Origin of the sequence: Arthrobacter sp. GCM10027362 (assembly GCF_042679445.1) — a bacterium.
In the GTDB taxonomy this organism is placed as follows: Bacteria; Actinomycetota; Actinomycetes; order Actinomycetales; family Micrococcaceae; genus Crystallibacter.
In genome coordinates this window covers 26,375-38,231 of record NZ_JBHTML010000016.1, presented here as the reverse complement: position 1 = coordinate 38,231, position 11,857 = coordinate 26,375, and the positions used below count along the sequence as shown (strand labels likewise).

Below are 11,857 nucleotides of genomic sequence, written 5' to 3'. Positions count from 1 at the left end.
GCCGGGCCCCTGGACACGGTGGAGGTCGCCGTCGCCGAGCGGCTCACCGGGCCTGCCCCCGACGACGAGCTGCTGGGCACGGTCGGTACGCTCGCCGAACGGGCGGGTCGGGTCGCCTCGGTGTGCACCGGCGCCTTTGTGCTCGCCGAGCTCGGCCTGCTCGACGGCCGCCGGGCAACCACCCACTGGCGGCACGCCGGAACCCTCGCCCGCCGCTATCCCCGGGTACACGTCGAGCCGGATGTCATCCACGTCCGCGACGGCCGGTACATCACCTCCGCGGGCATCACCGCGGGCATCGACCTGGCGCTGTCGCTGGTGGAGGACGACCATGGAGCGGACGCGGCCCGGACCATCGCCCGGGAACTGGTCGTATTCATGCAGCGCCCGGGCGGGCAGTCCCAGTTCTCCACCGCCCTGGAGACACCGCCGGCCCGCAGCAGCCTGCTCCGGGCACTGACCGCCGCCGTGCACGCCGATCCGGCGGCCGGGCACACCCTGTCCACCATGGCCGCGGCGGCGGCGTTCAGTCCCCGGCACCTGACCCGCCTGTTCCAGGCCGAGCTGAACACCACGCCGGCCCGCTGGGTCGAACGGGTCCGCCTCGACCGGGCCCGGCAACTTCTGCTCGAGGGCCACAGCATCACCGCGGCCGCCCGGCACAGCGGGTTCGGCAGCGACGAGACCCTCCGCCGCGCCTTCGCCCGGCACCTGGGCACCACGCCGACCGAATACCGCAACCGGTTCACCACCACCAGGCCGTCCCGAACACCCTGAGGCCGGTACCCGCGGGACATCCCGGACGTCCGCGGACGGCGCCAAGGACACGGCAGGAAGCTGCGTGTGCCCGCCGGGGATCAATCGGCCGCACCGGCCCGCCGCGGCCGGCCTGCCCGCCGATGTCCCCGTCCCGGCCGGGTCCAGCGCGGCCTGTGAAGCGGCAGAAAAGCCCGCTGGCCAACCTGGCCGAAACGAAGAAGTCCGGCGTGGACGACCTCATCCTCATTGCCGCGCCGGCGTCCGGGCCCGTTGAGGAAACCGTCCGGGAGCTCGGGAAGGAGGTCGCCCCCTTCCCCTGGACGACATCGCGTGCCGGCGGCGGGACCGGCGGATGCACCGCATCGCTTCGGACATAGTCGCGGTTATCGGCGAAAACGAGTTGAAGCGGATACGAGGACTGCCGCCAGCAGATCGGATATGCAGAAGAAACGCTAATGGCGAGAGGGCTTTGTGGTTCTTGGATACCCTCGACTCAGGCAGACGAGTGAGTGGGTCGCGTCCGTCGGGTTCGAGGGGACTCGGGAGGACATCAAAGCGATCTACCGTGGGAGCACCCAGGGATTGCCACCCCGGCAGGTTCGAGATTCATCCTGGTTTCTCAGACCCGGAAGCGGCCAAATACCGCGGCTATGGCTTGGATGGTTGGGCCGAAAACGGCACCCACTTCCGATACACCGGTCAAGGTTTGGAAGGCGACCAAGAGCTCAAACGTGAAAACGTTGCGATCGCCGAGCTCCGGACCACTGGCAGGGAACTTCATCTGTTCGTCGCCGTTGGCTCGATTCCAGGGCCTCGAACCAGGATCCGCCGCTATATCGGGCAGTTTGAAAAACAGATCCAAAGGTGGCTTGGGTCCGCCAAATGCAGGATGACAGGTATGGCGGCCCTTGGTCTACGTACGTATGCAACCTGCATCCAGTGGGCGAAGCAGAGCAGCGGGAAACCGATACCGGCGTCACGGACTTGCCTCAAAGCCTTCCGTCGTGGACGAGGCCCGGGCCCCGAGACGACGGCAGCGAAACTGCTCGCCGCCCTCTGCGGGCTGCAGCGCGAGACCAGCCGGAAGATGACGCGGGCCGTCCAGTCGGAATCCGGGGCCATCCCGGCGTAATTGCTGTCCGCGTCGAGGCCTAGCTAGGGGGAGCGAGCAAGAGTAGCGTCGAACTGCACGCTGTTGCTATTTGCTCGGAGGTGGCCGCGATGGCTGGGTGGAATGCTGATACGGCGGCGGGCCCGTTGGGGGCCGGGACGGTCACGTTGGTCGAGGGATCATCCTTCTGCATTTCCTTGCCAAACGGGGACATCAGTGCCGATCACCCGCATGGTCTCTTTGTGCAGGACGCCCGCATCCTTTCGGGCTGGAGCCTGACGGTTGATGGCCTGACGCTTGAGCCGCTGGCGGCCGAAACGAAGGAGCCGTACCGGGCGCTGTTTGTTGGGCGGGTTCCCCGCTCTGACGGCTACAGCGACAGTCCACTGATTGTTGAGCGGCTGCGGGAAGTGGGGGCCGGCATCCAGGAGCATGTCACCATTCGAAACTTCTCCGTCGAACCGGTCGAATGCGTCATCGCGCTGAGAATTGGGGCGGACTTTGCGGACCTCTTCGAGGTGAAAGAGGCGCGGATCCTGCGGCGCTGGGATGAAAGCCGGCAGGCCGACGGCGGTGCGCTCACCATTCGGGCGGCATGGCAGGACGTCCGGAAGGGCGTGGTGGTCCAAGCCCCCGGTGCGGATGTTTCGGCGGATGCGGTGACGTACCGGGCAACAGTACCCTCGCACGGACACTGGAGCACAGCCTTGACCGTGCTGCCCAGCACCGAGGGAAGCGATTCGGCGACGGCATTTATCCATTCTGACGGAGATGGGCTGTCCCCACGGGACCGCCGCCGGCGCGAGTGGGTGGCGAAGATTCCGGTCCTTCAGATGGGCAACCGGTCGGTTGAACGGACCCTGCGCCGCAGCTACGACGATTTGGGAGCCCTTCGGATCGAGGACCCCGACCATCCTGAACGCGTCGTGGTGGCCGCCGGGGCGCCCTGGTTCATGACCCTGTTCGGTCGAGACTCCCTGTGGGCTTCAGTCATGGCGATGCCGGTGGACCCGTCCCTGGCCCTGGGCACGCTGCAGACCCTGGCCGACCACCAGGGATCCGCGGTGGACCTCAAGACCGAGGAGGAACCGGGCAAGATCCTCCATGAGGTCCGGCTCGACGTTTCCAGCGGGCTGTCCCTGGGCGGCAAATCAGCCTACTACGGCAGCGTGGATGCCACTCCCCTGTTCCTGATGGTGCTCGGGGCGGTCAGCCGCTGGGGCTTCGCCGCCGACACGATCGCCGCCCTGCTGCCCCATGCGGACCGTGCGCTCGAGTGGATTATGAAATACGGGGACAAGGACGGCGACGGCTTCGTCGAGTACGAACGCCTCAATGACCAGGGGCTGATCAACCAAGGCTGGAAGGATTCCTGGGACGGAATCAACTTCGCCAACGGCGCCCTGGCCGAGCCGCCAATCGCGCTCTGCGAGGTCCAGGCCTACGTGTACGTCGCTTACCTTTCGCGCGCGTGGCTGGCGTACGAGGCCGGGGACACGGCTTTGGGGAATGAACTCGCAGATCGTGCGGCTCGGCTGAAGAAGCAGTTCAACGAGCAATTTTGGATTCCTGAACGCGGGTACTACGCCATTGCCCTGGACGGTAAGAAGAGGCAGGTGGACGGGTGCGCTTCGAATATGGGCCACTGCCTGTTGCAGGGCCTCATTGACGAGGACAAGGCACCCCAGGTGGCCGAACGGCTGATGTCTCCCGAAATGTTCAGCGGGTGGGGCGTGCGCACCCTGGCCAGCGACATGGGCGCCTACAATCCCGCCAGCTATCACAACGGATCGGTGTGGCCGCACGACAACGCCATCGTCGCGGCCGGGCTCCTCCGCTATGGCTTTGTCGCCGAGGCGCAGCGGATTGCCACCGGCATGATGGATGCTGCCGAGTACTCCGACGGCCGGCTCCCGGAGCTTTTCTGCGGTTTCAGCCGGGAGCAACTCGCGTCGCCCGTCCCGTATCCGACGGCGTGCTCGCCGCAGGCCTGGGCGGCGACCGCGCCGATACAGCTGGTGACCAGCCTGATGCGGTATGACCCCGTCGTTTCAGCCGGTGGCGTCTGGATGGATCCGGTTCTTCCTCCGTCCTTTGGGGACCTGCACATCACCAACGCTCCCCTGGGCGGTGGCCGCATCACCATTGATATTGCCAATTCCGTCCCTGCCGTCCAAGGACTCCCTGAAGGGATGACGCTTCACCAGGGGCACCGTCCATGGATGTCTGAACTGGTGGAGCAGGCCGATCACCGCCGCAGGCAGCGGTCCGAAAGCCGGGGCTCGTAGCAGCGAGCAACCTTCGCCGGGCCGGAAGTCCAGCCCTCAGACCGCCAGCACCTGCCAGCCGGGAATGGCGCTGATCAGCCGCAGCGTGTAGCCGTGCGTGGGGTTCCCCAAGATCTCCGCGGTGGCCCCGAGCACCTGATCAATGAGCTCACCCGGCTCTTTTGTGGGAGGAGGCATTCTTAGAAGCAGCGGCTCTCCGCGCGGTGCGTACGCACTCCACCGTCACTGCCGCCACCTCGGCAATTCGAGACACATCGGCCTGGCCGCTGCGCAGAGCCTCGGCAACGTCCTACCGGAATCGCCGCTCGGCGCGCTCCTTCTCCTTCCTCGCTGTCTGAAGCTGTCCGGCAATGGCGGCCAGCCGCGCGAGGTGGAGTTGGCGCGAGGTGCCTGAGAATGCATGCTCCATGTAGATGCTGCCAACCCGTTGGACTTCTGCGGTAGTTGATCCCGGAGACGGAGACGATGGCCGTCACGGGCACTAGGTCAGCCAGTTCCGCCGCTACGGACTCGCTCCTGCCGGTGAGCAGGCACGGCTTTCACTGTTGATGTGCGCGGGGAACCCTGCTCTCCGCCAGCCGGCGTTCCATCGCCTCCACAGGGCGTCCGCTCTTCACCTCTGTACATCAAGGTTTCCTAGCCCCTTGCCTACCTCGACCAGTCTCCATTCCACTGGGGAATTGCGAAAGGCCAGCATCATGCTGCCCTCCAGAACCGGGCGTACTGAGGTCCCTTCCCCGAGCGGCGCCCAAATCCCGCTTAGTGGGCAGCGGCTTCCCGTCACCGCCGCCAACTGGTGCCGGCCTGCGCGTGGTCCGGATAGCTGTCCCGTAGTCGGCCACATCAAGTCTGCTCCAATATCCGTGCTGGCGTTGAAGGTGATAAGAGCGTCACCGGAGTGCCGGGAGCCCCGGGCAGCGCCGAGGACTTCGAGGGATACACAGGCCTTGGGTCTGGGCGGGGCACGGCAACCGGATCGGTGCTCATCAGGCCGGCGGTCTCAGGTCCAGCCAGGGATGCCGCTGGCTTCGGATTAGCGGTGGCGCCTTCGGCGTCGTGGTCCGTTTCAAGGACCCGCGCCACCTGTTCAAGGGCTTCCTCTGCGCCTTTTCCATGGGCCCGGAGAATGAGCACATCGTCGCGGGCAGCGCCGAGACGCATTAATGCCAAAATGCTGGATGCATTCCCGGGCTCTTCATCGAACCGTCCTTTCCGGGCAATGGTGACCACCACTGGCTGTTCCCCGGCCGCATGGGCTACAAGGGCTGCCGGTCGGGCATACAGTCCCGATTTGTTGGCGACGGTTACGGTTCGCTCCGGCACCTATCCTCCTGATTCTTATCGTGGTTCCTCATGGCGGCCGTATCAGCCGGTTATCGGGCGGTTGTCCTCGTGGGGCCAGAGGCCGACCTTTTCGCGCGGGGGCCGGTGCCCGGCGTCGGCCAGGTCCCCGACCCGGTGGAACTTGACCCTGTTGGTGGACCCGGTGGTGCCCGGCGGGGAGCCGGCGGCGATGACCACCAGGTCGTCGAGCCCGACCAGCCCGGCATCGAAGAGGTACCGGTCGACCTGGGCGGTCATCTGGTCGGTGTGCGAGGCGAAATCCACCAGCACTGGGGTGATGCCCCAGATCAGGGCCATGTAGTTGCGGGTGGATTCCAGCGGGGTGAAGGCGAACATCGGCTTGAGCGGGCGCAGCCGGGAGAGCCGGCGGGCCGAGTCCCCGGACTGGGTGAAGGTGCAGATGTACCGGGCGTCCAGCTGGTCGGCGATCTCCACCGCCGCCCGGGTGATCGCCCCGCCGCGGGTGCGCGGCCGGGAGCCCAGCGGCGGGATCCGCTCCAGCCCGTGGACCTCGGTGGACTCGATGATCCGGGCCATGGTCTCCACCGTCTCGACCGGGTATTCGCCCACGCTGGTTTCCCCGGAGAGCATCACCGCGTCCGCGCCGTCGAGCACCGCGTTGGCGCAGTCGGAGGCCTCGGCCCGGGTCGGCCTCGGGTTCTCGATCATGGACTCGAGCACCTGGGTGGCCACGATCACCGGCTTGGCCCAGCGCCGGGCCAGCTCCACCGCCCGCTTCTGCACCAGCGGCACCTCCTCCAGCGGCAGCTCCACGCCCAGGTCCCCGCGGGCGACCATGACCGCGTCGAACGCGTCGATGATCTCCTCCAGGGCCGCCACCGCCTGCGGCTTTTCGATCTTGGCGATCACCGGCACCCGCCGCCCGGCCTCGTCCATCACCTCGTACAGCCGCTTGATATCGGCCGCATTGCGCACGAACGACAGCGCCACCATGTCCACCCCGGCCGCCAGCGCCCAGCGCAGGTCCGCCTCGTCCTTGTCGCTCAGCGCCGGCACGTTCACCGCCACCCCGGGCAGGTTGATTCCCTTGTTGTTGGACACCCGCCCGGCCACCACCACCTCGGTAGCCACGCTCACCGCATCCACCGACACCGCGCGCAGGGCCACCTTCCCGTCATCGATCAGCAAAGTGTCCCCGGGCCTGACGTCCCGGGCAGGCCCTTGTACGTGGTCGAGCAGATCTCCCTGGTGCCCGGCACCTCCTCGGCGGTGATCGTGAACGTGTCGCCCACCGCCAGATGGTGCGGGCCGTCGGCGAACCGGCCCAGCCGGATCTTCGGCCCCTGCAGGTCCGCGAACACCCCCACCGGCTTCCCCAGCTCCGCCGCCGCGGCCCGCACATCGGCCAGGGTCCGCTCATGCACCGCATGGTCCCCGTGGCTCATGTTCAGCCGCGCCACATCCACCCCGGCCGCCAGCACCGCCCGCGTCCGCTCCGGCCCGGCCACCGCCGGCCCAAACGTCGCCACAATCTTCGCACGCCTCAATGATCTTTCCTGTCGCAAGTATTCGGTGGCGGCGTTAGGAAGGGTACGTCCTGCCGCGATATCGGTGCCGCCCCCGCCAGACGCTGGAGTTCCTCGCCGCGAGGGCGGGCAGCCTGCCTGCTTCATCGGCTGGATACGGTGATTTTCCGGAGGCTGCTGGCGGGGGCAGGGTTGCTCCTAACCGTCTCCGGCAGATGGCCGCAGGGGCCCGTCTGAATCTGTTCCCAGATCGTTGAAGAAGAGCTCGGGGTCCGTCATCCGGAAACGATCGGTGCCCGTAAGCTCCCGGCACTCCACCCATACCTGATGGCCGAGCGCAGCCTCAAACATGGTCCGCGGCTCAGCTCCGTCGGATGCGAGCCAAAGCGCTGAATCGTCCGGCATGGCATCTTCTACTATGCCTGTTCTGACAGTGTCGCCTTTATGGCGTATTTCAACAGACAAGCCGACGAGGCGGTTCCAGTTGTCGCATTGGTGAACGGTCATTTTTGTCCTTAGGGCGTGGGGCCGGGTGCCGGCAGGGACCATTTCGCTGACGCTGTGTTCAGCGTTTTGCTTAGTAGTTGGCGGTTGGCGGGATCGGTTGCTGAAAGGGATAAGCGAACGCTTTTATGGCAGACCTTAAACGCCACGGCTCGTCCCATGACTCGTCCGGTACTCTTGGCGCCGGTTGAAGCCAAGCGCCGCAGCACGTCCTCAAGTGTTGCGGCGATATCTGGCTCCTCCCCGCCAGACTTACCCCCGGCGGGGAGAACGCCGATGCACCGTTGGTTCGATAGTTCCTTTCGAGGACTCCTGGGACAAAAGACAGCTCTCGCAATGATAAATAAGGCAGAGGCTGCCTTCGCCGGCCGGGTTATTTTTCTACCAGCCGGTTCTCATCTGGCTTGTGGGTTTACGTTACTGGCAGCGAGGGTTTCGCGGGCCGCCTCGACGACGGCCTCGGTGGTAATGCCAAACTCGCGGAACAGCGTCCTGTAGTCGGCGGAGGCGCCATAGTGCTCCAGGGACACGGCGCGTCCGGCGTCGCCGAGCAGCCGGTGCCAGCTCTGGGCCACGCCGGCTTCGACGGAGACCCGGGCCTTCACCGCGGAGGGCAGCACGGACTCGCGGTAGGCGGCATCCTGGCGGTCGAACCATTCCAGGCACGGCACCGAGACCACGCGGGTGGGGATGCCGTCGGCTTCCAGCACCGTGCGGGCCTCGACGGCCAGCTGCACCTCGGAGCCGGTGGCCATAATGATCACCCGCGGTTGTGCAGCGGCGCCGTTTTCCCGTGCCTCGGCAAGCACGTAGGCCCCCTTGGCCACGTTGTCGGCGGAGGCGAAACCGCCGTCGCCCCGATCGAACACCGGAATGTTCTGCCGGGTCAGCACGATCCCGGCCGGGTGCTCGTGGTTTTCCAGAATGGCCTTCCACGCCTGGGCCGTCTCGTTGGCATCCGCCGGGCGGACGACGTCCAGGCCCGGGATGGCACGCAGGCTGGACAGCTGCTCCACCGGCTGGTGAGTTGGCCCGTCCTCGCCCAGGCCGATCGAGTCGTGCGTCCAGACGTAGATCGAGGGCACGCCCATCAGGGCCGAGAGCCGGATGGCCGGGCGCTGGTAGTCGGAAAAGATCAGGAACGTGCCGGAGAAGGCACGGGTGTGCGAGGAGAGCACGATGCCGTTGACGATCGCCGCCGCGGCATGCTCGCGGATGCCGAAGTGCAGTACCCGCCCGTACGGGTTCCCGGACCAGGCCTTGGTCTGGCGCGAGGCGGGAATGAACGAGGGCGAGCCCTCGATGGTGGTGTTGTTGGACTCGGCCAGGTCCGCGGAGCCGCCCCAGAGTTCGGGCAGCTCCGGGCCGATGGCATTGAGGACCTTGCCCGAGGCGGCCCGGGTGGATACGTCCTTGCCGGGTTCGAAGACGGGCAGGGCCTTCGCCCAGCCTTCGGGCAGTTCGAAGTTCTGCACCCGGTCCAGCAGCGCCGCGTTCTCCGGATGCGCCGCGCGCCAGGCGTTGTAGGCCGTCTCCCACTCCGCGCGGGCCGCCTGGCCCCGGTCCATGACCAGCCGGGCATGCTCGAGGACCTCGTCGGCCACCTCGAAGGTCTTGGCCGGGTCGAAGCCCAGGCGCTCCTTGAGCGCGGCCACCTCGTCCTTGCCCAGGGCCGAACCGTGGATCTTGCCGGTGTTCTGCTTGCCCGGGGACGGCCAGCCGATGATGGTGCGCAGCGCGATGATGGACGGCCTGGAGGTCTCGGCCCTGGCCGCCGCCAGCGCCTCGTAGAGTTCGGCGACGTCCTCGACGTATTCGCCGGTCCTGGTCCAGTCCACCCGCTGGGTGTGCCAGCCGTAGGCCTCGTAGCGGGCGAGCACATCCTCGGTGAAGGAGATGTCCGTGTCGTCCTCGATGGAAATGTGGTTCTCGTCGTAGAGCACCACCAGGTTGCCCAGCTCCTGGTGCCCGGCCAGCGAGGATGCCTCGGACGTGACGCCCTCCTGCAGGTCCCCGTCGGAGGCGATCACCCAGACGGTGTGGTCGAACGGGCTCTGCCCGGCGGGGGCGTCCGGGTCGTAGAGGCCGCGGGTGCGCCGGGCCGCGTAGGCGAAGCCCACGGCCGAGGCCAGGCCCTGGCCCAGCGGACCGGTGGTGATCTCCACGCCCGGAGTATGCCGGTACTCCGGGTGGCCCGGGGTCAGCGACCCCCAGGTCCGCAGCCGCTGCAGGTCCTTCAGCTGCAGCCCGTAGCCGGAGAGGAACAGCTGGATGTACAGCGTCAGGGAGGTATGCCCGGGCGAGAGGATGAACCGGTCGCGGCCGATCCACTCCGGCTCGGCCGGGTCATGGCGCATCAGCTTCTGGAACAACAGGTACGCCGCCGGGGCCAGGCTCATGGCGGTACCGGGATGGCCGTTGCCCACCTTCTCCACCGCATCCGCGGCCAGCACGCGGATGGTGTCCACCGCGCGCCGGTCCAGCTCCGACCATGCCAGTTCCGCTTTTTCCACTTGTGGCACTTTCCAGGGCCCCTCTCTGATCGTTCGGCCAGCAGGACTGCAGTAAATCCGAGTCAGCGCCCGGGGCGGCTGCGGCTGTACGAATTTCGCCTAGGTTCTATGCGGCCGTCACGATAAGCGCGGCGCTCATGTCCACCATAGCGCGTGGGGCCGCCCGCGTAGACTGCAGGCGGACGGATTACGTCCCTGGTGTCCGCACGCAGCGGCGCGGGTGCGTCAAACGGGATTTCTACGACGGATAGAGCGTATGATGGTGGTGCGTTACGCCCTCCCCAGGCTGCGCCGCCGTCCAGCCAGGCGTGGCAGCTGGCCAGAACTCGTCACCCGCAGAACTGAGTGGTATTCCTTTGAACATCCAGAGCGCCCCGGCACCGTTCGCCGAAGCCCCGGGAAGTCCCGGTTTCTCACGCAAGCTCAAGGCCTATGTGGCGCTCACCAAACCACGGGTCATCGAGCTGCTGCTGGTGGCCACGCTGCCAACCATGATCTTCGCCCACCGGGGCTTTCCGGACCTGGGGCTCATCCTGGCGACAATGGTGGGCGGAGCCTTCGCCGCGGGTTCGGCCGGGGCGTTCAACTGCTACATCGACCGGGACATGGACAAGCTGATGCACCGGACGGAGAACCGTCCCCTGGTCACCGGCGAGGTCACCCCGCGCGAGGCGCTGGTCTTCGCCTGGCTGCTCGGCGCGCTGTCGATTGCCATTCTCTGGTTCGGGGCCAATCCGCTGGCCGGCTTGCTGGGCATCGGCGCCATCTTCTTCTACGTGGTGATCTACACCCTGATCCTCAAGCGCCGCACCGCGCAGAACATCATCTGGGGCGGGGCCGCCGGCTGCTTCCCTGTGCTGATCGCCTGGGCCGCGGTGACGAACAAGGTCGAGTGGCCGGCGTTCATCCTGTTCATGGTGATCTTCCTGTGGACCCCGCCGCACTACTGGCCGCTGTCGATGAAGTACAGCGACGACTACAACGCGGCGAACGTGCCGATGCTCGGCGCGATCGCCGGAGCCCGGGTGGTTGCCACCCAGGTGGTGCTGTACGGCTGGGCCACGGTTGCCTGCTCGCTCCTGCTGGTCCCGGTAGGCGGCGCCGGCTGGGTGTACACCGTGGCGGCCGTGCTCAGCGGCGGCTGGTTCCTGTACGAGTCCCACCTGCTGTACAACCGGGCCAAGGCCGGGGATGTCTCCAACAAGGTGGCCATGCGCGTCTTCCACGGCTCGATCAGCTATCTGACCGTGCTCTTCTTGGCCCTGGCCGTGGACCCGTTCATCGGGGCCCCTGTGTTCGCCTAGCCAACCGGCCACAGCCGATTCCTCCAGCCATACAGCGCGGCGACGGCGCCGGTCGTTCCGCCGGCTGTGCCCCGGCCCAAACCAGCCAAGACCGTCAGAGAGGCCGGGAGGCGGCCGGGACCTGTCCGGTGCACCGGTGTGCCGTTATCGCATCCTCAGCGGGAAAGTTTGAGCCCGACCACACCGGCGACAATCATCACCAGGAACACCAGCTTCAGCACCGACACCGGCTCCTCGCCGGTGACCATCGCATAGGCCACGGTGAGTACCGCGCCGATGCCCACCCACACCGCATAGGCGGTGCCCACCGGCAGGTCCCGCATGGCATAGGCCAGCCCCGCCATGCTGGCGGCCAGGGCGGAGAAGAACACCACGGACGGACCCAGCCGGCTGAAGCCTTCGGACTTGCCCAGCGCGGTGGCCCACACCGCTTCGAGCACACCGGACAGCACCAGGACGAACCATGACATGACAGCCTCCACGGGCCGTCTTGTCGCACACCGGGTACGGCACCCATCGTCCGGGAAACCCGTGTTCCGGGCTCATT

General features: G+C 67.0%; 8 protein-coding genes, 2 pseudogenes and 1 riboswitch. Of the genes and pseudogenes, 4 read left to right on the top strand and 6 right to left on the bottom strand.

Going from position 1 to position 11,857, the window contains the following annotated elements; translation table 11 throughout:
• The 3 genes from ACFQ36_RS04960 to ACFQ36_RS04950 form a co-directional block, all read left to right on the top strand.
• Positions 1-777: GlxA family transcriptional regulator (locus ACFQ36_RS04960; RefSeq protein ID WP_377011217.1), on the top strand; the 777-nt coding region annotated here is incomplete at its 5' end.
• 155 nt (positions 778-932) lie between these two features.
• A complete protein-coding gene (locus tag ACFQ36_RS04955; RefSeq protein WP_377011215.1) occupies positions 933-1,136 on the top strand; it encodes a hypothetical protein in 204 nt (67 codons plus the stop codon).
• An 844-nt stretch (positions 1,137-1,980) separates the two neighbouring features.
• Entirely contained in the window at positions 1,981-4,158 is a 2,178-nt protein-coding gene (locus ACFQ36_RS04950) for a glycogen debranching N-terminal domain-containing protein (protein WP_377011223.1), read from the top strand.
• A gap of 36 nt (positions 4,159-4,194) precedes the next feature.
• Here the strand turns inward: ACFQ36_RS04950 and ACFQ36_RS04945 are convergent, their stop codons facing one another.
• The 5 genes and pseudogenes from ACFQ36_RS04945 to tkt form a co-directional block, all read right to left on the bottom strand.
• Complete coding sequence (locus ACFQ36_RS04945) at positions 4,195-4,335, bottom strand: hypothetical protein (RefSeq protein ID WP_377011213.1); 141 nt, start codon at positions 4,333-4,335, stop codon at positions 4,195-4,197.
• Between the two features lie 870 nt (positions 4,336-5,205).
• Positions 5,206-5,481, bottom strand: a pseudogene (locus ACFQ36_RS04940) (HPr family phosphocarrier protein); the annotation flags it as partial.
• 42 nt (positions 5,482-5,523) lie between these two features.
• Positions 5,524-7,010 (bottom strand): annotated as a pseudogene (pyk, locus tag ACFQ36_RS04935) (pyruvate kinase).
• Between the two features lie 177 nt (positions 7,011-7,187).
• The gene (locus ACFQ36_RS04930) at positions 7,188-7,496 is read right to left on the bottom strand and encodes a hypothetical protein (RefSeq protein WP_377011210.1); all 309 of its coding nucleotides are present in this window, start codon (positions 7,494-7,496) and stop codon (positions 7,188-7,190) included.
• Between the two features lie 392 nt (positions 7,497-7,888).
• Positions 7,889-10,006 carry a transketolase gene (gene tkt / locus ACFQ36_RS04925; RefSeq protein WP_377011208.1) on the bottom strand — a complete coding sequence of 706 codons (2,118 nt, stop codon included), beginning with the start codon at positions 10,004-10,006 and terminating at the stop codon, positions 7,889-7,891.
• A gap of 356 nt (positions 10,007-10,362) precedes the next feature.
• Between tkt and ACFQ36_RS04920 the strand changes: the two genes are divergently transcribed.
• Positions 10,363-11,310, top strand: coding sequence for a heme o synthase (locus ACFQ36_RS04920; protein WP_377011206.1), 948 nt, complete (start codon positions 10,363-10,365; stop codon positions 11,308-11,310).
• Positions 11,311-11,465: 155 nt separating this feature from the next.
• Here the strand turns inward: ACFQ36_RS04920 and ACFQ36_RS04915 are convergent, their stop codons facing one another.
• Positions 11,466-11,780 carry a DMT family transporter gene (locus tag ACFQ36_RS04915; RefSeq protein WP_377011204.1) on the bottom strand — a complete coding sequence of 105 codons (315 nt, stop codon included), beginning with the start codon at positions 11,778-11,780 and terminating at the stop codon, positions 11,466-11,468.
• A gap of 9 nt (positions 11,781-11,789) precedes the next feature.
• Positions 11,790-11,857, bottom strand: a riboswitch (guanidine-III (ykkC-III) riboswitch).

What these genes read in the sequence shown, in the direction of transcription:
- ACFQ36_RS04950 (WP_377011223.1), top strand. Translation starts at nt 1,981, where the DNA reads ATGGCTGGGTGGAATGCTGATACGGCGGCGGGCCCGTTGGGGGCCGGG.
- ACFQ36_RS04945 (WP_377011213.1), bottom strand. Translation starts at nt 4,335, where the DNA reads ATGCCTCCTCCCACAAAAGAGCCGGGTGAGCTCATTGATCAGGTGCTC.
- ACFQ36_RS04930 (WP_377011210.1), bottom strand. Translation starts at nt 7,496, where the DNA reads ATGACCGTTCACCAATGCGACAACTGGAACCGCCTCGTCGGCTTGTCT.
- ACFQ36_RS04915 (WP_377011204.1), bottom strand. Translation starts at nt 11,780, where the DNA reads ATGTCATGGTTCGTCCTGGTGCTGTCCGGTGTGCTCGAAGCGGTGTGG.